The organism is Nitratireductor luteus, assembly GCF_026162365.1.
Classification (GTDB): domain Bacteria; phylum Pseudomonadota; class Alphaproteobacteria; order Rhizobiales; family Rhizobiaceae; genus Chelativorans; species Chelativorans luteus.
Window position 1 is genome coordinate 194,496 of record NZ_JAOANW010000005.1, and the last position, 19,738, is coordinate 214,233.

At 62.9% G+C, this 19,738-nt stretch carries 20 protein-coding genes and 1 tRNA gene; 9 read left to right on the forward strand and 12 right to left on the reverse strand.

The window, feature by feature from the left end:
* Nucleotides 1-44 precede the first annotated feature (44 nt).
* A complete protein-coding gene (locus tag N1058_RS07855) occupies nt 45-830 on the forward strand; it encodes an SDR family NAD(P)-dependent oxidoreductase (protein WP_265516952.1) in 786 nt (261 codons plus the stop codon).
* 739 nt (nt 831-1,569) lie between these two features.
* Here N1058_RS07855 and N1058_RS07860 read toward each other — a convergent pair.
* Nucleotides 1,570-1,646: transfer RNA gene (locus N1058_RS07860), tRNA-Met, on the reverse strand.
* Nucleotides 1,647-1,869: 223 nt separating this feature from the next.
* On the opposite strand from N1058_RS07860, the gene N1058_RS07865 reads away from it, so the two are divergent.
* The 3 genes from N1058_RS07865 (at nt 1,870) to N1058_RS07875 (ending at nt 5,002) form a co-directional block, all read left to right on the forward strand.
* Nucleotides 1,870-2,823 (forward strand): Gfo/Idh/MocA family protein, encoded by a 954-nt coding sequence (locus N1058_RS07865; RefSeq protein ID WP_265516953.1) that lies wholly within the window; start codon nt 1,870-1,872, stop codon nt 2,821-2,823.
* Nucleotides 2,824-3,125: 302 nt separating this feature from the next.
* On the forward strand, nt 3,126-3,911 hold the full coding sequence (locus tag N1058_RS07870; RefSeq protein ID WP_265516954.1) for a ThuA domain-containing protein: 786 nt from the start codon (nt 3,126-3,128) through the stop codon (nt 3,909-3,911).
* A gap of 11 nt (nt 3,912-3,922) precedes the next feature.
* Nucleotides 3,923-5,002: a Gfo/Idh/MocA family protein gene (locus N1058_RS07875; protein WP_265516955.1), complete on the forward strand. Its 1,080-nt coding sequence runs from the start codon at nt 3,923-3,925 to the stop codon at nt 5,000-5,002.
* 140 nt (nt 5,003-5,142) lie between these two features.
* On the opposite strand, the gene mnmA is transcribed toward N1058_RS07875, so the two are convergent.
* Nucleotides 5,143-6,321: a tRNA 2-thiouridine(34) synthase MnmA gene (gene mnmA / locus N1058_RS07880; RefSeq protein ID WP_265517155.1), complete on the reverse strand. Its 1,179-nt coding sequence runs from the start codon at nt 6,319-6,321 to the stop codon at nt 5,143-5,145.
* 262 nt (nt 6,322-6,583) lie between these two features.
* Here mnmA and sciP point away from each other — a divergent pair, with 262 nt between their 5' ends.
* Complete coding sequence (gene sciP / locus N1058_RS07885) at nt 6,584-6,859, forward strand: CtrA inhibitor SciP (RefSeq protein WP_265516956.1); 276 nt, start codon at nt 6,584-6,586, stop codon at nt 6,857-6,859.
* A gap of 185 nt (nt 6,860-7,044) precedes the next feature.
* Here the strand turns inward: sciP and N1058_RS07890 are convergent, their stop codons facing one another.
* Nucleotides 7,045-7,419 carry a flagellar export protein FliJ gene (locus N1058_RS07890; protein WP_265517156.1) on the reverse strand — a complete coding sequence of 125 codons (375 nt, stop codon included), beginning with the start codon at nt 7,417-7,419 and terminating at the stop codon, nt 7,045-7,047.
* Between the two features lie 507 nt (nt 7,420-7,926).
* On the opposite strand from N1058_RS07890, the gene ctrA reads away from it, so the two are divergent.
* A complete protein-coding gene (gene ctrA, locus N1058_RS07895; protein ID WP_159587121.1) occupies nt 7,927-8,622 on the forward strand; it encodes a response regulator transcription factor CtrA in 696 nt (231 codons plus the stop codon).
* An 84-nt stretch (nt 8,623-8,706) separates the two neighbouring features.
* Here ctrA and N1058_RS07900 read toward each other — a convergent pair whose 3' ends face one another.
* On the reverse strand, nt 8,707-9,075 hold the full coding sequence (locus tag N1058_RS07900) for a response regulator (protein WP_265516957.1): 369 nt from the start codon (nt 9,073-9,075) through the stop codon (nt 8,707-8,709).
* A 100-nt stretch (nt 9,076-9,175) separates the two neighbouring features.
* Nucleotides 9,176-9,805 (reverse strand): histidine phosphotransferase ChpT, encoded by a 630-nt coding sequence (chpT, locus tag N1058_RS07905; protein ID WP_265516958.1) that lies wholly within the window; start codon nt 9,803-9,805, stop codon nt 9,176-9,178.
* Nucleotides 9,806-10,206: 401 nt separating this feature from the next.
* On the opposite strand from chpT, the gene N1058_RS07910 reads away from it, so the two are divergent.
* Both N1058_RS07910 and N1058_RS07915 read left to right on the forward strand, forming a co-directional pair.
* Entirely contained in the window at nt 10,207-10,737 is a 531-nt protein-coding gene (locus tag N1058_RS07910) for a DUF1134 domain-containing protein (protein WP_420847957.1), read from the forward strand.
* 107 nt (nt 10,738-10,844) lie between these two features.
* A complete protein-coding gene (locus tag N1058_RS07915; RefSeq protein ID WP_265516960.1) occupies nt 10,845-12,092 on the forward strand; it encodes a coiled-coil domain-containing protein in 1,248 nt (415 codons plus the stop codon).
* Between the two features lie 7 nt (nt 12,093-12,099).
* Here N1058_RS07915 and N1058_RS07920 read toward each other — a convergent pair whose 3' ends face one another.
* From N1058_RS07920 to N1058_RS07950, 7 genes are all read right to left on the reverse strand, one after another.
* Entirely contained in the window at nt 12,100-12,912 is an 813-nt protein-coding gene (locus N1058_RS07920) for a TrmH family RNA methyltransferase (protein ID WP_265516961.1), read from the reverse strand.
* Entirely contained in the window at nt 12,909-13,667 is a 759-nt protein-coding gene (locus tag N1058_RS07925) for a HugZ family pyridoxamine 5'-phosphate oxidase (protein WP_265516962.1), read from the reverse strand. The genes N1058_RS07920 and N1058_RS07925 overlap by 4 nt, the downstream gene beginning before the upstream one ends.
* A 15-nt stretch (nt 13,668-13,682) precedes the next feature.
* Entirely contained in the window at nt 13,683-14,840 is a 1,158-nt protein-coding gene (locus N1058_RS07930; RefSeq protein ID WP_265516963.1) for a CaiB/BaiF CoA transferase family protein, read from the reverse strand.
* 4 nt (nt 14,841-14,844) lie between these two features.
* Nucleotides 14,845-15,606: a 3-hydroxyacyl-CoA dehydrogenase gene (locus N1058_RS07935; RefSeq protein WP_265516964.1), complete on the reverse strand. Its 762-nt coding sequence runs from the start codon at nt 15,604-15,606 to the stop codon at nt 14,845-14,847.
* An 82-nt stretch (nt 15,607-15,688) separates the two neighbouring features.
* On the reverse strand, nt 15,689-16,876 hold the full coding sequence (gene choV, locus N1058_RS07940) for a choline ABC transporter ATP-binding protein (RefSeq protein WP_265516965.1): 1,188 nt from the start codon (nt 16,874-16,876) through the stop codon (nt 15,689-15,691).
* The gene (gene choW / locus N1058_RS07945) at nt 16,873-17,727 is read right to left on the reverse strand and encodes a choline ABC transporter permease subunit (RefSeq protein ID WP_265516966.1); all 855 of its coding nucleotides are present in this window, start codon (nt 17,725-17,727) and stop codon (nt 16,873-16,875) included. The genes choV and choW overlap by 4 nt, the downstream gene beginning before the upstream one ends.
* A 189-nt stretch (nt 17,728-17,916) precedes the next feature.
* On the reverse strand, nt 17,917-18,864 hold the full coding sequence (locus N1058_RS07950) for a choline ABC transporter substrate-binding protein (RefSeq protein WP_265516967.1): 948 nt from the start codon (nt 18,862-18,864) through the stop codon (nt 17,917-17,919).
* Between the two features lie 199 nt (nt 18,865-19,063).
* Between N1058_RS07950 and N1058_RS07955 the strand changes: the two genes are divergently transcribed.
* The gene (locus tag N1058_RS07955; protein ID WP_265516968.1) at nt 19,064-19,681 is read left to right on the forward strand and encodes a thymidine kinase; all 618 of its coding nucleotides are present in this window, start codon (nt 19,064-19,066) and stop codon (nt 19,679-19,681) included.
* The last annotated feature ends 57 nt before the right edge of the window (nt 19,682-19,738 follow it).

Sequence of the window (19,738 nt, forward strand, 5' to 3'; positions counted from 1 at the left end):
GTGACTTGCAAGATCGCTCTGCGAAACCGTTGCAGGAGACAGGCATGGAAATCGAGCTGGCGAACAAAGTGGCAATCATCACCGGCGGCAGCAAGGGACTTGGCCGGGCGATCGCCATGGAAATGGCGAAAGCCGGGGCTGACCCTGTTATCGTGTCGCGTGACATCGAAGCGCTGGAAGCGGCAAAATCCGACATCGAAACGACGACGGGCCGCAACGTGCTCATCGTGGCGACCGATTTGAGCAAGCGCGGCACGGCCGAGGAGTGTGTCCAGGAGGCCGTCAGGCAGCGCGGTCAGATTGATATTCTGGTGAACTGCGCCGGCGCCACCAGGAGAGGCGATTTCTTCGAGCTCACCGATCAGGACTGGGATGGCGGATACGCGCTCAAACTGCACGGCGCGGTGCGCATGTGTCGGGCGGCGTGGCCATATCTCAAGGTCTCCAAGGGCGTGGTGATCAACGTCGCCGGAGTGAGTTTGCGGACCCCGACCAAGGATTTCACCATCGGAGCATCCGTCAATTCGGCGCTCACCACATTCAGCAAGTCGCTGGCCGATCTCGGAATAGAGGACGGCGTCCGCGTCAACGTAATCAACCCTGGTTACATCGCTTCAGAGCGGCTCGACCGGAGGGTGGACGCCATTGTGCGCTCGACGGAACAGAACAAGGACGAGGTTCACCGGGATCTTCTTGCCGGATATGGCGTTCCCAGATTTGGCAAACCGCTCGAGATCGGAGAGTTCGCAGTATTCCTTGCTTCGGAGAAGGCATCCTATGTCCACGGCATAGCGATCGACATAGACGGCGGCGCATCGCGCGGACAGTAGTGGTTTCTCCGGGGGATATCAGTTCGACGCGCTCATGCGCGCCCGCGAAGGCAGTCACGAGATCCAACTGGACCTGATCTACGATTATGCTTCGAAAGTTGCGCTAGACCCGGAGTTCCAGAAGCATCTCGGTCACCGCAGACCTCCGATCTTGGCTGTCTGGGGCGGAGAGACCCGTTCTTCCTGCCGGCTGGCGCTGGCGCGTTCGATCGCGGCCAGCCGGAAATCCAGGTCCAGTTGTTGGATACGGGCCACTTCGCTCTCGAAACACACCCGGAGAAGATTGCTGCATTGATCAAAGAGTTGGCGGCCCTTCGTGAATTGCTCGGCGGCGTGCGGGGTTGATTGACTTGAGCGCTACACGTCAACGGCGCCGAGAAATTCGCGGCAGCGCCCGACGGGCGCTTAGCTGAACGAACGGGCGCTTGCAGGATCGGAGATCCCGGCCTTTGCAGCTTATTTGAGGCGCGAAGCAGCCAGTGGACAGCCTCGCCGCATAGATGACGTAATCCACACGGCTACCGCGTTCCGGCCTTCTGACGCTTGGCTGATTTGTACGGCGGGGATCGCTTCGTAAGGCGGGATCGCGGCTCCAACTAGGAGTGCATTTTGGTAGCGGCCTGTATTGAACCCCCGACATCTATCCCAAAGAAAATCAACGACTTAGGCTTTCATAGGATTTGTCCGCAAACTGCATCTAAAATTTCTTTTGAAAAATCAATAAGTTATTGAAGTTCGGTGGTAGCGGAGGAGGGACTTGAACCCCCGACACGCGGATTATGATTCCGCTGCTCTAACCAACTGAGCTACTCCGCCCCGAAAAGCGTGGCACGGGGCCGGCGGGAGGGGATCCCTGGCGCTTTTTGAAGTCGGGCGGATATAAGGTTGAGAGCTTGTCGGTGTCAAGCGGCCAATGCCGCCCGCCGGGGGACTTTTTCCCAGGGTCCGGGCGCACGTTCTGGTGATTGAACCGCAGCGGGCTTGAGTTGCGTCGCGTGCGCCGATATGTGTCGGCAACACCAATTCATGTGAAGAGTTTATGAAGCCGCGAATTGCAGTCCTGGGATGTGGGTATTGGGGGTCGAACCACATCCGTACCTTGAAATCGCTTGGCGTTCTCACCGCCGTCTCCGACGCCAATCCGGCGCGGGCGGAGGGCTTTGCCAGCGAGCAGGAATGTCGCACAATCGCTCCCGACGACCTTTTCAATGACGACAGCATCGATGCGATCGTCATGGCGCTGCCGCCGCAATATCACGCCGAATACGCCATCAGGACCGTGCGGGCGGGCAAGGACGTGCTCGTCGAAAAGCCGATTGCCCTCACCGTGCCGGATGCACAGCGGGCGGTGGACGCCGCCCATGAAACGGGCCGCGTTCTCATGGTCGGGCATGTTCTGCGTTTCCACCCGGCATTCGAAAAGTTGAAATCGCTGATCGATGACGGCGAGCTCGGCACGGTGCGTTATATCCACTCGCACCGGCTCGGTCTCGGCAAGTTCCATACCGAAAATGACGCGCTGTGGGATCTGGCGCCGCACGATCTGTCGATGATCCTTGCCATAACCGGCTCGGCGCCGGTGGAGGTGCGCGGCGAGGGGGCGGCCCTGCTCGATCATCTGAGCGATTTCGCGCATCTGCACATGCGTTTCGCCAACGGCCTGCGCAGCCACCTGTTCACCTCACGGCTCAACCCTTACCGCGAGCGCCGGCTGACTGTCGTCGGCACCAAGGCCATGGCCGTGTTCGACGATGTCGAGCCGTGGGGGCGCAAGCTCGCCGTCTATCGCCACGCCGTGTGGCAGGACAGCGGCCAATGGGCCTTCACCACCAACGAGCCATCCTATGTGGACGTCAAGGAAGGCATGCCGCTCACCCGCGAGCTGGAGCACTTCCTTGACTGCATCACCACGCGGGGCCAGCCCAGAACCTCGGGTGAGGAAGCCATCGACGTGCTGCGCATCCTCACCGCGGGGACGGTGTGGCACGACTGAAACCGGTGCCGGCGCTGCGTCCGCCGGCGGATGTCCACAGCTTCCTCGCGCGCCACGGCCCTCGGTGGCCCACCGGCATCTTGACTTCCGGCCGCGCGTCTTCAAGGTTTCGTTAGCTTTCGGTCCGAGAATACGGGGCTGAAGGCACGGTTGTTTCACCGTAGAGAATCCAGTCCAGGTTTCCACAAAGGCACGTCGGTTTGCGCATCCGTCCTTCCAAAGGGAGTGGCGCGCCTTTCGGTTGTGGCGCCGGGGCACGCGGTCACTCTGCGAATGGAATGCAAATGGAAGAGAGACTGACAATGAGCATCAAGGCACTGGTGTGGGGCGAAAATGTGCACGAGCGCGAAAACGAAATCGTGCGCTCCATCTACCCCGATGGAATGCATGCGACAATTGCCGGCGCACTCGCTGCCGACGGCGATATCGCGACCGAAACCGCGGTCCTGCAAGACCCGGAGCACGGGCTTTCGGAAGAGGTGCTGGCGCGAACGGACGTGCTGGTCTGGTGGGGACACAAGGCCCACGGCGCGGTCGAGGATGAAATCGTCGAGCGCGTGGCGCGGCGCGTTTGGGAGGGAATGGGCCTGATCCTGCTGCACTCGGCGCATTTCTCGAAAATATTCAAGCGGCTGATGGGCGCGCCCTGCTCGCTGAAATGGCGTGAGGCAGGTGAGCGGGAGCGGCTGTGGGTCGTCAATCCGCGCCATCCCATCGCCCACGGCCTTCCCGAATATTTCGAGCTCGAACATGAGGAGATGTATGGCGAGCCGTTCTCGGTTCCCGAACCCCTCGAGACGGTATTCATCTCCTGGTTCCAGGGCGGAGAAGTGTTCCGCTCCGGCCTTACATACCGTCGCGGGGCCGGGAGCATCTTCTATTTCAGGCCCGGCCACGAGACTTATCCGACCTATCACGACGCGACCGTCGGCCAGGTGCTGCGCAATGCGGCGCGGTGGGCCTATACGCCGGGGCCGGCCTTCACCGCCATCCACAAGGCGCCGAACGTGCCGGCTGACGCTGCCCCCGAACCCATCGTCGAGCGCGGCCCGAAGCTGCACAAGCCCGGCGAAGAAGGCTATAAATAGGAAGAACAGACATGCGCCTGCTCATTCTGGGCACCGGCAAGATGGCCAACCGTCACGCCACCTCTTTCGCGGCGATTCCCGGCGTGCACCTTACCGGCGCCGTCGACACGGATGCCGAAAGGTTGCACAGCTTCTGCGACAAGCACGGCATAGAAAGGCGCTTTGAAACCGCCGAAAGCGCCTTGGCCTGGGGCGATTTCGATGCGGTCGCCAATGTGACGCCGGATGCCGTGCATTACGCGACATCCATGGCCTGCATCGCCGCCGGCAAGCATGTGCTGTGCGAAAAGCCGCTTGCCACCAACCACGCTCATGCCGTCGAGATGGCCGACGCGGCCGACCGCGCCGGCGTGGTCGCGATGGTCAATCTCAGCTACCGGGACGTCGCCGAGCTGCATGCGGCGCGCGAGATGGTGCTGGCAGGGCGCATCGGAGCGGTCAAGCATGTGGAGGCCTCCTATCTGCAAAGCTGGCTCGTCTCCAGCGCATGGGGCGACTGGCGCACCGGGCCGCAATGGCTGTGGCGGCTGTCGAAGGGGCATGGATCGAACGGCACGCTGGGCGACATCGGCATCCATATCCTCGACTTCGTCGCCTTCGGTGCTGCCAGCCAGATCAGCGATGTCTCCTGCCGGCTGAAGACCTTCAACAAGGTCGATGGCGACCGGATCGGCGACTATGTGCTCGACGCCAATGACAGTTTCGTCATGACCGCCGGCTTCGAAAATGGTGCGCTGGGCGTGATCCACGCCACGCGCTGGGCCACCGGCCACCTCAACGAACTGCGCCTGCGCATCTATGGCGACAAGGGCGGCATCGAGGTTCAGCACGGGCACCAGGCGTCGCATCTCAGGGTCTGCGTCGACGGTGATACCGAGACCGCGACATGGCGCGATGTGACGGCGGAGCCGGTGGCGACCAATTACGAGCGCTTCGTCAATGCGGTGAGGCTCAATATCCCGACCGAGCCCGACTTCCAGCACGCGGCCGACCTGCAGCGCCTCCTCGATCTCGCCTCTCTGGCGGATATGCCGCAGCCGCGCGGAAAGCAGAAAAAGATGGCGCGCCTTAGCGCCTACAGGATGGGCTAGAGCATTTTGCAGTCAGGTGGAATCACCTGACATCGCACAAATGCAGTGAAAACAAGTAGATAGAGCAGAACAACGTTTCAGTGAAACGATGTTCTGCTCTAAGGGGAGTGCGGGAGCTTCGGTACAGGGGCCCCGGCACCCTATAAGGCCGACGATCCTTCCAGCTTGGCAAGCTGTGTTTCCGCCGCGGTGCTGCGTTCGGAACGCTCGATGAAGCCGCCACCATAGACCCTGGCGTCATCCTCGTCGCTCGAATAAAGAACACAGGCCTGACCCGGGGCGACCCCGGCTTCGCCTTCGTGCAGGTCGACGAAGGTCGTTCCGGCCCGGTGATAGAGCGTGGCCGGCGCCGGAGGACGGGTCGAGCGCACCTTGGTGTGGATCTCCAGGCCTTCGGCTGGAATGGCCGACAGCGGGCCGTCGCCCAGCCAGTTCACCTGGCGCAGGAACAGGCGGCGCGTCTCCAGCGCCTCGCGCGGGCCGACGACCACGCGCGCTGCCGCCGCATCCAGATGGACGACGTAAAGCGGCTCGCCGGCCGCCACGCCGATGCCGCGACGCTGGCCGATCGTGTAGTGCATGACACCTTCGTGCCGGCCGAGCACCCGGCCGTCGATATGCACGATGTCGCCGGCACTGGCCGCGCCAGGCTTCAGCTTGGAAATGATGTCGGAATATTTGCCCTTAGGCACGAAACAGATGTCCTGACTGTCCTGCTTGGCCGCCACCGAAAGACCCATCTCCTCGGCGATGGCGCGAACCTCCGGCTTCGGCATGCCGCCCAGGGGAAAGCGCAGGTAATCGATCTGCTCCTGCGTGGTGGCGAAAAGGAAATAGCTCTGGTCGCGGTCGGCGTCGACCGGCCGGTGCAGCGCCCGGTGGGCTCCATTGGATTTGCTGCGGATATAATGTCCGGTGGCAAGCGCGTCGGCGCCCAGATCGCGCGCGGTCTGGAGAAGATCGGAAAACTTGACCGTCTGGTTGCACGAAACGCAGGGGATCGGCGTCTCGCCGGCGACATAGCTTTCGGCAAAGGGATCTATGACAGCCTTGCGGAAACGCTCCTCGTAGTCGAGCACGTAATGGGCGATGCCCAGCGTCTCGGCGACACGGCGGGCATCGTCTATGTCCTGGCCTGCGCAGCAGGAACCGGGCCGATGGGTGGCGGCGCCATGGTCGTAAAGCTGCAGCGTCACACCCACGACTTCATAGCCTTCGCGGGCAAGAATGCCGGCGACGACCGAGGAATCGACACCGCCCGACATGGCGACGACAACGCGCGTGTCCTGCGGGCGGCCTGGCAGATCGAGGCTGTTCATCATTATTTTTCCGTTTGTCGGGACGCTACATGCCAATCGCGCGGTCCGGGGTCAAGGTGGCGATCCTTTCGCCCTGCGGCAAGGGGCGCCTGCCCAATGGATGGCGACGCGCGCGAACGCTCTCATTATAATCAAAGGCGAGGCAAATCCCTAACGCCGGATTCATAAGTCTTACCTTACTCTTACCTTGCGTTTAGGCAATTCTTAAAGCTGCGGCGGTAACGTCGTGATGATTGGGTCTTGGTTCAGTGTAGAGAGTACGATGACCGATCTGGTGCGACCACGCGTGAAATATGTTATCGGGCCTGACGGCAGTCCCTTGACGATTGCCGATTTGCCGCCCACCAACACGCGCAGGTGGGTTATTCGCCGCAAGGCGGAAGTAGTGGCCGCCGTGCGCGGCGGGCTGTTGAGCCTTGAGGAAGCGTGTCAGCGTTATCGGCTGACCGTGGAGGAATTCCTGTCGTGGCAGGCGTCCATCGAGGATCACGGCCTGCAGGGGTTGCGAACGACACGGATTCAGCAATACCGCCACTGACGGCCACCGTCTGGCAGCATTACCGCCTTTCTCGCCGGTGCAGGGATGATTCCTTTCGCCGGCGATTGCGTTTTCAGGATAGTGCTCCGACAAGAGCCGGGCGGGCAGCCTTGAAACAGCAAACGAAAAAGCCCGGCGGAACTCGTCCGCCGGGCTTTCGAGCATTTTCTGGTGACTTGGGGGGGTTAGCCGGTCATGACGCGGGAAGCCTCGGCGTCGCCGCCGCGTTTTCCGTCGCGCATTTCCAGCGCTTCCGCTTTTCTCAGTTCTGCTTCCACTTCCGCCAGATCGTCCAGCGCCTGTTCCTTCTGCTGCTGGAGCTCGGTTTGCGAGGTGAGCAGATTGTCGCGGCGTAGCCGCGCGGCCTTGGCGAAGGTCGGATAGGCGAAATGGTTTTGATCGGTAATGCCGGCTTTCGCCTCTTCGCTGACGACCTGGGCCTCGAGTTCGGAAGCCATGCGTTCGAATTCGGCGATCATCGTGTCGAGCTGGTCGATCCGACGGCGCTTCTCGTTCACCTGAAACTGCTTGAGCCGAACGAGATTCTCTCGTGATTTCATCATCAGATCTCCCCAGAAAACGCTGCGTACATACACGTAGTTACAAAGCCGGCAGTGAATGGATGAAGCTGGCTTGGAAAACAAAACCCTAAAATTCCGCCTGCCTGGTAACCATTCGTTTACGGGCATTGTTAATCATAAAGGCCATGGCTTAAGGCTCGGTAAAAATCCCGGTGGGGTTTCAAAGGGCCCAAAAGCCTTCGGTCGGGGACGACGAACGCTCATGCGGGCAGGGTCAGGACGGCTGCGATATTTACGAATGGACGCTCGCGCCTGCTGAACGGGGGCGGGAAGCGGCTTTATGGCCGTCGATGAGAAAAATTTGGTGAGGGTGATTCAGTATTTGGATTCAACAAGGTGTCTGAAAAAGCTAAAAAGTTCTGTTAGCTCTTGCCATGCTGAATCAGATTTTGTTAACCATTAACTGGCAGCCTCCGATTCAGGCGATCACTGCTCCGGTGCCGGATGTCTGCTCAACCCGGTTCGGCGGCGGAAAAGGGGAATAACATGCGCGTTTTGCTGATTGAAGACGACAGTGCAACCGCACAGAGCATCGAGCTGATGCTGAAGTCGGAGAGCTTTAACGTCTATACGACGGATCTCGGCGAAGAAGGTGTCGATCTCGGTAAACTGTACGACTACGACATAATCCTTCTGGACCTGAACCTGCCGGACATGTCGGGCTACGAGGTGTTGCGGACACTTCGCCTTTCCAAGGTCAAGACGCCGATCCTGATCCTTTCGGGCATGGCCGGCATCGAGGACAAGGTCAGGGGGCTGGGCTTCGGCGCCGACGATTATATGACCAAGCCGTTCCACAAGGACGAGCTGGTGGCGCGCATCCACGCGATTGTCCGCCGCTCGAAAGGTCACGCCCAGTCGATCATCACGACCGGCGACTTGGTGGTCAATCTCGACGCGAAGACGGTGGAAGTCGCGGGCCAGCGCGTGCACCTGACCGGCAAGGAATATCAGATGCTGGAGTTGCTCTCGCTGCGCAAGGGCACGACGCTGACCAAGGAAATGTTCCTCAACCATCTTTATGGCGGTATGGACGAGCCGGAACTGAAGATTATCGACGTCTTCATCTGCAAGCTGCGCAAGAAACTCGATACGGCTTCCGGCGGGCAGAACTATATCGAGACCGTATGGGGCCGCGGCTATGTGTTGCGCGAGCCCGAGGAAATCCGCGAAAGCGCCTGAGCGGCCGCGTTTCAGATTAAAAAACCCGGCGTTGGCCGGGTTTTTCGTTTGGGCTTGCGCGCGAATCCGGTCTGCCGGCCGCTGCTAAGCGGCGGCCTGGAGCTCGCGAAAATTGTTCAGAAGCTGTGCGCGGGTGAACGGCTTGAGCATGTAGCCGGCGGCGCCGGCGCGCTTGGCGCGCATGATCGGCCCGATGTCCATGGCATAGGTGCACAGCAGGATGTGCGGCCTGGCGTTCGGGTCCAGCGCCATAAGCCGGGTGATCAGCTCGGCTGCATCCATGTCGGGCAGGGTTGCATCGACGATGATCGCTTCCGGCATTTCATGCGTGCAGATCTCGATGGCCTCATAGGCCGAACTTGCTTCCGCCACCAGCATTTCGGGACCGGCCAGGATTCGCTTCGCGACCTTTCGGATGACGCTCGAATCGTCGACGATCAGACAGCGCTTCATGGTTTCCGGTTCCTGTTGGCTCGGCGGAGCGTCCCGCATGTCCCACCGATACTCGCATGGGTTGGTAAAGCCGTCGCAAAGATGCGTGGTTAATTTTTAACTAAGTGGCCGAGAGGATGATTTCCTCGGCACCGGCCCGGATGGAAATGGTCATTCCCGTCTCCCGCGCCAGAAGCATCGTGTAATAGAACTGGACGCTGTGGGCATCGATGGCTTCTTCAGGTTGGCGTCCGGCGTGCAGCTCGAGGAATCTCGCCGGCACACGCACCATCGGTCCATTGGCGTTGATGGTGAAGCGGGGCGCTGTTTCCACGTCGTCCAGGCGCACGGTCAGTTTGCCGCCGCGCGGTATCGCCGTGTTGGAAATCAGGATCATGTTGAGCAGCAGCTTGACTTTGTTCTTCGGCAGAAGCGCCCGGTTGCCGATCCATTCCAGTTCCGGCTTTTCGTTGCGGATAAAGGCGGTGGCGACGGCCTGGGCATCGCCCGTATCTATCTGCATGCCGGCCGAGCCGGCAGCGCCGAAGGCGAGGCGCGCGAACTGGAGGCGAGCCGAGGCGTTCACCGCGCTGGCGCGGATGAGCTGCATGGCGTCTTCGTCGGCGCCGCCCTCGTCCAGCAATTCCAGTCCATTGTTGATCGCGCCCACCGGAGAGATGATGTCATGGCACACGCGGCTGCACAAAAGGGCTGCGAGGTCTGTCGCGCTGAGCGAGAAAATGTCGGTCATATCCGAGCCGTCCCCTGGATCGCTTTCCAAGCCGAAATGGCATGGCGCGAGCCATGCCGGCGAATCGCTATAGCTATAGCCGGTTTCTTCGTACACACGAGCGAGCTGACCGGCAACAAATGGCCATTCAACCCAAGCGTGCAGAAAAGGCGCATACGGCGATGGCGGTCGGCTGATCCCCAACGCCAAGGCCGTATGCAGGCCCTGTGGAAGAAGTGGGGGCTTAATGGTTGAAAAAGGATTACGGCATAGAATCGAATCTTAGATAAGCCCGTTGGCGGGGTCAGGGGTAGCGGAGCCGCAGGAGCAAAGGCGTTTCAACGCTTCACAACGGAGAAGAAGAAATGATTCAGGGTCTGTTCGAGCGTATTGGCGCGCGAAAACTTGCTGTCGTTCTCGTCATGGCCGTGCTGGCCGCCCTGGCGCCGTCGCGCGCTTCGGCGCAGCAGAACGGTTACACGGTGGATGAGATCGTGACGGCCGGCGAACAATTCTTCGGCGCGACCACCGGAGGGCTCGCAACCCTCGTCGAGAAGATTTTCTCCACCTATGGCCTACCCAACGGTTATGTGCTCGGCCAGGAAGGATCCGGCGCCATTGTCGGCGGCCTGACCTATGGCGAGGGCACCCTTTACACCAAGAATGCCGGGGATCATCCCGTGTTCTGGCAGGGGCCTTCCATCGGTTGGGACTTCGGCGCGCAGGGCTCGCGCGTCATGGTGCTCGTTTATAATCTCGATCAGGTTGGGAGCCTCTACCGGCGCTATGGCGGTGTCGCCGGGTCGGCCTATTTCGTGGCGGGGCTTGGTTTCAACGTTCTGAAAAACGGTCAGGTGCTCATCGTGCCCATCCGTACCGGAGTGGGGGCGCGGCTCGGTGTCAATCTCGGCTATTTGAAAATGACGCCCAGGCCCACTTGGAATCCGTTCTGATCGGCGGTGGCGGTCGCCATGCAGGTCAGCGGCTATTAAACTTCAACCGGGTCTAGATTTATGGCGATCAGCCATGGCAGACTATTTTACCATGCACTTTCGAGTGCATGGTGCTTTATGTGCACGCCCATGGACCCGACCTTGTGATCCAGACCCTGCTTTCCTTCATACTAGGCTTCCTCGTAGCCAGCATCCTTGCCCTCCTGGCGGCGCCGGTGTTGTGGCGGCGGGCGGGGCAACTCGCCCGCAAGCGCATGGAAGCATCCATGCCGCTTTCCAGCGCGGAGCTGGAGGCCGAATTCGATGCCTTGCGGGCGGAGAACGCCATGACTGTTCGCAAGCTGGAGATGAGGGCTGAAACCCTGCACAAGCGCACGGTCGAGGACCTCGTCGTGCTCAACACGCAGCGCGAGCATATCGCAGCGCTCCTCCGCGAAATCGAGATTCACCGGGGGCGCGTCACGGATATGGAGAGCGAACACAAGGAACTCTCAGCCAGGCTTTCGGCGCGGGAAGGCGAGGTCAAATCACTCACCGCGCGCATGGAGAAAGCCGAAGCCCAGCTCGAACAGCGGATTTCGGAGGTGGAGGAACTGTCCAGGCTCTACGAGGAATCCAGCCTGACGGCGAGCAGCCGACAGATCGAGATAGTTTCCCGCGAGTCCGACATGGAGCGGCTCAAGGACACGATCGGCCAGTTGCGCAACCAGCGCCGTGAGGCCATCGACGAAACGCGCCAGGCTGTGGCCGAGCGCAAGGAGGTCGAGGAAGCCCTCAAGGTCGCGCAGCAGCGCGCGGCGGACCTTGATCGCAAGCTCGAGCGCATGATCACCACGCTCTCCACGCGCGACGAGGCACTGGAGCGACGCGAGAAGGAGATAGAGCGCTTGAAGAAGAAGATACGCGAAACCGCCCAGGCCGACGCGGGTGCGTCGAGCAGGCTCGAAGCCGCGGAAAGACACAAGGAGCGGCTGGAACTGCAGGTCGCGGACCTCTCCCTGCAGCTTTCGTCACTGCTTGCCTCAGGCAGCGAGGGTGAGGGAGACGGCACAAGGCAGCGCATGCAGTCGCGCCTTGCCACCTTGATGCGCGAGAACAAGAAACTCCGCGAAAAGCTGTCGGCCAGCGCCGAAGCGAGCGAGGGATCGGCCAAGGGAGACGCTGCCTTGCGCGAACAGATCGCCAGCCTGGCGGCGGAAGTGGTCAACATGGCCGCCCAGCTGGAAGGCCCGGGCTCGCCCATCGAAGAGGCGCTCAATTCGGCGGATGGCCGTCAGGCCGGTGCCCCCGGGCACCAACCACCCAGCCTCGCTGAGCGCGTGCGCGCCCTGCGCGAAGGCGCCCCGGCGCAATAGGCAACAATTATTCCGGCGCCTGCCATAGTCGGTGCAGGGCAATCGCCGAGGCTGCCGCCACGTTGAGGCTGTCGAAATCCTCGCGCATCGAAATCCGCACGGATGGCAGCCTTTCCAGCAGTTCCCGGGGCAATCCCGGACCTTCCGCGCCCAAAAGGAGTGCGCAGCGTCTGCCTCTTTTCACTGCGGATATGTCGACCCGACCGGCCGGGCTGAGGGCGACCACGTCGAAGCCCTCGTTTTCCAGCGCCTTGATCATCGCCGTCCCGCTTTCGGCCTTGGCGAAGGGTACTTTCAGCGCGGCGCCCACCGAAACCCGAATGGCCTTGCGGTAGAGCGGATCGCAGCAGGTCTGGTCGAGCAGCACCGCGTCGGCACCGAAAGCGGCCGCGTTGCGGAAGATCGCGCCCATATTGTCGTGATTCGCTATGCCGCAAAGAGCCACGACGAGCGCCGCTGGCGGCATTTTCGCCAGGAGCGCGGCGGCATCTTCCTCTTCCGTGCGCCTGCCGACTGCCAATATGCCGCGATGCATGTGAAAGCCGGCGATGCCGTCCATGACGTCGCCTGACGCCACATAGACCGGAATGTCGTCGTCTATCCGCGCCAGAAGGTCCTCCAGCCCGGCGAGTCGGTTCTCGCGCAGGAATACGGATTCGGCGGCAAAGCGGCTGCTGGCGAAGAGCACGTTGAGGACGACGCGGCCCTCGGCGATGAACCGGCCCTGCCGGCCCACGAGATCGCGTTCGCGCACATCGCGGTAGGCGGCGATGCGCTCGTCGTCGACGCTGTCGATGCGGATGATGTTGGCCTTGCTCACGTCCCGCGCGCCGCCTTGGCCATGGCGACGAGGACAGGCCTCATCTCGCCCGCATCGTTCAGCGCCGTGTCGAAGAAGATGCGCTGCTGCTCGTCGCCAAGCGCCAGATCGATGCCTTCCGGATCGATGCCCGTCAGCCGCCACTTTCCCGGTTTCGCCTTGCAGAAATGGCGGGCGTAGTTGGCCACGGCGTCGGCATGGTCCTCGTTCATGTGATCGATTGCCGCCTGCTCGGCGCGGGCAAGCGCATCGAGTGCCGGCCCCGCCGTCAGCAATTCGCCGGGCGCAAGCTTGTAGGCCCGCGCGAACCCCCCGTTGAGAAGCCCGGCGCCCGGCTCCAGCCGGTAGAAGGCGAAGTCGGCAAATCCGGCATAAAGGCCGGCCTTGGGGTGGCGGTTGAGGTAGCGCCGCCGGGCGTGTTCCTGGGCCGGCGTGCCCGCAGAAAGCCGCACCGCCTGCGCCTTGAGCGTCAGGCGGGGATGGGCGAGCGGGTCGCCCTTGCCGGGCTCCCCGAGAAGGAGCGAGCAGCGCGCATCCGCTTCAATCGCCCTGGTGTGGGCGGAAAGCGCCGAGACGAGGATCAGCGGCGCGCCGTCCATGTCGGTCGCCACCGCCACGCGGGTGGCCAGCGGCGCCCCGTCCTCGGGGTCGAGCGTGGCGAGGGCGGCGAAACGCGCCTGCCGCATCAGCGTCTTGGCAAGACGGATCGCGTCGGCGTCCGTCTCCAGTATCACGTCCTTCTTCTCGTCCGGCATATTGGGCTCCGCTGGCTATTCCGGTTCGCTCTGGCCGATAATGCCGGCGGCGGCAAGGCTGTCGAACTCTTCAGGCCCAACTCCGAACTCCTTCAGTGAGCCTGCGGCACCGGCCTCGCCGGCAAGGTGAAGGGGCGTTCGGTCGAGCCGAGGCGCGGGGGCGGGGCGGGTGAAACCGGCCTTCGTGGCATGCACGGCGCGGGCGCGGTTGTGCGGATGGGCGGCGGCCTCTTCAAGCGTCAGGACGGGCGCGACGCAGGCGTCGGTTCCTTCGAAAAGATCGGTCCACTCCGCCTGCGTGCGCTCGGCGATGCGCCGTGCGATGGCGTCGCGCATCTGCGGCCAGACGGCGCGGTCGTACTGGCTGCCGGCAAGCGCCTCGCCGAGCGGCAGCAGCCGCGCGAATTCGGCGAAGAACTGCGGCTCCAGGCAGGCGACCGCCATGAACCGGGCATCCGCGGTCTCGTAGGTATCGTAAAAGGGCGCGCCGCCGTCCAGAAGGTTGCGGCCGCGCGCGGCGCTCCAGATGCCGGCCGCCACGAAGCTGAAGAAGGGCGCCGCCAGCATCGAGGCCCCATCGGTCATCGCCGCGTCCACCATCTGGCCAAGCCCGGAGCGCCCGCGTTCCACGAGTGCCGCCAGTATGCCTGTCAGGAGAAACATGGTGCCGCCGCCATAGTCCCCGACGAGATTGAGCGGCGGCACGGGCTTGCCCTCGGCCGGCCCCATCATCGATAATACGCCCGAATAGGCAAGATAGGTGAGGTCGTGGCCGGCCTGCCGGGCCAGCGGCCCTTCCTGGCCATAGCCGGTCATCCGCGCGTAAATGAGCTTCGGGTTGCGGGCGCGGGCTTCGTCCGGCCCGACGCCGAGACGCTCCATGACGCCCGGCCGGAACCCTTCCATCAATAGGTCGGCCCGGCCGACCAGGCGCAGGAGGAGCGTGCGGCCGGCTTCCTGCTTCAGGTCGAGCTTCAATATCCGGCGGCCGTGCCTTTCAAGGTCCATTTCCGGAGGCAGGTTCAGGAAGGGGCGCGCGGCATCCTTGCGCTCGATGCGCAGCACCGACGCTCCCATCTCCGCCAGCATGAGCCCGGCCAGCGGCACGGGCCCCAGCCCCGCCATCTCGATGACGAGGAGGCCGGAAAGCGGACCATGGCGCTCGGCTGGCATGTCTTCAGCGCGGCGCCATGCGTATGGCGCCGTCGAGGCGGATGGTCTCGCCGTTGAGCATCTGGTTCTCGATGATGTGGCAGGCAAGGCTCGCATATTCCGACGGATCGCCGAGGCGGGGCGGGAAGGGAACCTGCTGGCCGAGCGAAGCCTGGGCGTCTTCGGGCAGTCCGGCCATCATCGGCGTCTTGAAGATGCCGGGCGCGATCGTGCACACCCTTATCCCGGCGCGCGAAAGATCGCGCGCGACGGGCAGGGTCATGCCGACGATGCCGCCCTTGGACGAGGAATAGGCCGCCTGGCCGATCTGCCCGTCGAAGGCCGCCACGGAAGCCGTGTTCACGATCACGCCGCGCTCACCACCCTCCAGCGGTTCCAGTTCCTGGGCCTGCGCGGCGAAGAGGCGGATCATGTTGAACGAGCCGATCAGGTTGATCTCGATGACCTTGCGGTAGAGATCGAGCGGATGGGGACCATCCTTGCCGACCGTCTTCATGGCGACGGCAATGCCCGCGCAATTGACGAGAATGCGCGGTCCGCCCAGTTTCTCGCTGACGGCGGTGATGGCCGCCTCGCCGTCCTCGCCGCTGGTCACGTCGCATTTGACGGCGATGCCGCCGATCTCGCCGGCCACTTTTCCTGCCCGGTCCATGCCTACATCGGCAATCGCCACCTTTGCGCCTTTGGCCGCAAGGGCGCGCGCCGTGGCTTCGCCAAGGCCCGAGCCGCCGCCCGTGACGATCGCAACAATGCCGGATGGATTCATGAAATGCGCCTCCTCTGGTGAAATGGAAGGCGCACAGTAGCGGCGGAACGGCATCGGGGGAAGGGCGGCACGCTGGGCGCGCCTACCTTCTCAACACCGACTTCAGAACATCCCTGATGCCGATCGCGCCCAGGAAGCGCGAGGCGTCGTCGAAGACGGCGACCGGGGCCGTATGCGACTGGTGCATGGCGTGCATGACCGTCTTGAGCGGCGTGCCCGCGTGCGCCCAGTAGACCTTGGGACGGTCCTCCGGCAGCGTCTCGATCTTGTCGCAGGACACCCAGATCGCCGGCTTCTCGTCGCGCTCCGCACCGACCACCAGCATCTTGTCGTCGAGCTTGAAGCGTGTCGTCCTGCGCCGGTCGAGCCACAGCCAGCCTTCGCCGGCGGACTCCAGGTCGCGGGCGTCGCGCATCACGTTCCAGGCGGTCAGGACCGAGAGCGGGTTCACGTTGGAGATGAACTCGCGCACATAGTCGGTTCCGGGCTTCAGCACGATGTCCTCGGGCGCGCCGGTCTGCACGATGCGGCCGCCGTCCATGATCGAGATGCGGTTGCCGATCTTCAGCGCCTCTTCCAGATCGTGGCTGACGAACAGGATTGTCTTCTTCAAACGCTCCTGAAGTTCGAGAAGCTCGTCCTGCAGCTTGGTGCGGATCAGCGGATCGAGCGCGGAAAAGGGCTCGTCCATCAGGAGAATGGGCGCTTCGGTCGCGAAGGCGCGGGCCAGGCCCACGCGCTGCTGCATGCCGCCCGAAAGCTCATGGGCATATTTGCCGGCCCAATCCTCCAGATGCACCAGTTCGAGCTGGGCCATCACGCGCTCGGCGCGCTGTTTCGCCGGAAGGCCGGAAAGCTCCAGCCCGAAGCCGACATTCTCGGCCACCGTGCGCCATGGCAGCAGCGCGAATTGCTGGAAGACCATGGCGACGCATTCGCGGCGTATCTTGCGCAGCTCTCCTTCCGAGCAGGTCACGACATTGGCCTGCCAGTCGCCGTCGTGGACGAGCACGTCGCCGCGCGCGACCTTGTTCAGCCGGTTGACGGCGCGCAGGAGCGTCGATTTGCCGGAGCCTGAAAGGCCCATCAGCACGGAGATCTCGCCGCGTTCCACCGTCAGATCGCAGCCGGCGCAGCCGAGCACCGCCCCGGTCTGTTCCAGGATCTCGCCCCGGGTCTTGCCCGCATCCACCAGGGGCAGGGCGGCGGCGCGCTCCTTGTCGGTCCCGAAGATGATGTCGACCGCGCGAAAATCGATTGCAGAGCTCATCGGTCCTGCTCCCGCCCGATGCGCGCCATCCTGTCGAGGATGATGGCGAGGACCACGATGGCAAGTCCGGCCTCGAGGCCGAGCGGTATGTTGACCGAGTTGAGCGCGCGCACCACCGGCTTGCCGAGGCCGTCGGCGCCGATCAGCGCGGCGATCACCACCATCGACAGGGACAGCATGATGCACTGGGTGAGTCCGGCCATGATCGAGGGCAGGGCGGCCGGCAATTCCACCTTCCACAGGAGTTGGCGCCTGGTGGCGCCGAAGGCCTGTCCCGCCTCGATCATCGGCTTGGGAACCGAGGTGATGCCCAGATAGGTCAAGCGTATGGGGGCGGGCGAGGCAAAGATCACCGTGACGATGACACCGGGCGCCGCGCCGAGGCCGAAAAGGATAAGCACGGGAATCAGATAGACGAATGTGGGAAGGGTCTGCATGAGGTCCAGAACCGGGCGCAGGAACTGGTAGACCCGGTCGTTATGCGCCGCCCATATCCCCACGGGAACGCCGATCGCCATGGAGACGGTCGCCGCCGCGACCACCAGCACCAGCGTCTCGACCGTTTCCTCCCAAAGGCCCTGATTGATGATGAAGGCCAGGCCGATCGCGACGCCGATGGAGAGCTTCCACGAGCGCTGCAATGCGTAGGCTACCGCAGCCACCAGCAGCACCACGATGCTGGCCGGCATCCACAGCAGCAGGTCCACCATTCCGTCCAGAACGGACGCCAGCCCGTCGGCGATGCCATCGAAGACCCAGGCGAAATTCGTCGTCAGGAAGTCGAAGAATTCACGCCCCCATCTTCCGATGGGGATTTTCCAGGCGGCGATCCATTCCGATAGCGGGTCCATATGTGGGCAGGTTCCTCTTGTTGGATGGGCGGTGCCCCCTCGCGCCGTCTTGGCCGCTGGCCGATCCGCCTCTCCCCGAAACGGGGAGAGGAAGGGAGCGTTGGTTGCGGGCGGCGGTCCTCGTTCTGGAAAATGGGGATAGGTGAACCCGCTTCAGCGGGACCTGGCGAGGGCGCCGCCGGTCTCAGATCACAGTCCCAGATGTTCCTGGACGGCGGCCTCGCCGGGCTCTCCGCCAAAGGTGGTCACGCCGTCGAGCCATGGTCCCAGCACTTCGGGATTTTCCTTCAGCCAGGCGGTGGCGGCTTCTTCCGGTGCTTTTCCATCGTCGAGGATCGCGCCCATGATCTCGTTCTCCATCTCGAGCGAAAAGACCATGTTGGAAAGCAGCTTGCCGAGATTGGGACATTCGTCCGCAAGGCCGGCGCGGACATTGGTATGCACGGTGGCGCCGCCATAGTTGGGGCCGAACACATCGTCGCCGCCTTCAAGATAGGCCATCTCGATATTGGCGTTCATGGGATGGGGTTCCCAGCCGAGAAAGACGACGTGCTCCTTCTTCTGCACCGCGCGGCGCACCTGCGAAAGCATGCCGGCTTCGGAGCTTTCCACCACCTCGAAACCGTCGAGGCCGAAGGTGCCGCTCTCAATCATGTCGATGATCAGGCGGTTGCCGTCATTGCCCGGCTCGATCCCGTAGATCTTGGCGCCCAGCTCGTCCTTGAACTTGGCGATGTCCTGGAAGCTTTTGAGGCCCGCGTCATAGGTGTATTGCGGCACGGCCAGCGTATATTTCGCGCCTTCGAGGTTGGTCACGAGCGTTTCCACCGAGCCGTCTTCGCGATAGGGCGCGATGTCGGCTTCCATCGTCGGCATCCAGTTACCGAGGAAGACGTCGACATCCTCGTTCTTCAGCGATGCATAAGTCACCGGCACCGAGAGCACCTGTGTCTCGGGCTCGTATCCCAGCCCTTCCAGCACGACGGAGGCGGTTGCCGTGGTGGCTGTGATATCGGTCCAGCCGACATCGGAGAAGGTGACTGATTTGCAGGCCTCCGGCTCGGCCGCGAAGGCGGCGCCGGCGCCAAGGCTCACCACCGTGCCGAGTGCGATTGCGAAAACACGGGTGCTTGTCATTCTGGTTCTCCCCTGGTTGCGTCGTTGTCGGAAGTGAGCTTTTAGATGCATAAGCCCTTGAATAAAAGGCAAGCATCATTTTCCCCTTTCCGCAAGCGCAAAGGAATAGGCTTCAATCCGGTGGATGGTGGGGCGTGGACGCTTTCCTGCATCCTCTGCCTGTTGCTATCAGCATCCGAACCTTGCGGGCGAGCGAACCATGGCAAAGCTTTACTTCCACTACGCAACGATGAATGCGGGCAAGTCGACACTGCTCCTGCAGGCTTCGTACAATTATCGCGAGCGCGGCATGAACACGATGCTGTTCGTGGCCGGGCACTACCGCAAGGACGACGAGGGCTACATCTCCTCGCGCATCGGCCTGGAAGCGGGCGCGGAGATGTTCGCCGCCGGCGACGACCTTTACGCCCGGATCGCCGACCATCACGCCCACACCGCCACCCATTGCGTCTTCGTCGACGAGGCCCAGTTTCTTGAGGAAGAGCAGGTCTGGCAGCTTGCGCGGGTCGCCGACCGGATGGGCATCCCGGTCATGTGCTATGGGCTGCGGACGGATTTCCAGGGCAAGCTGTTCCCCGGCTCCCAGGCGCTTCTGGCCATTGCCGACGAACTGCGGGAGGTGCGCACCATCTGCCGCTGCGGGCGCAAGGCCACCATGGTGGTCCGCCTCGGGCCGGACGGAAAGGTCGCCAGGCAGGGCGCGCAGGTGGCCATCGGCAAGGACGTCTATGTCTCGCTCTGCCGCCGGCACTGGGAGGAAGAGATGGGCCGCTGGCGGCCGGAGGACATGATCGGTTTTGCAAGGCCGGCCGGGTAATACCGGGGAGGCGTGCTGCAACTTCCATTCGTCACGGCTCCAACCTATATTCGCCAA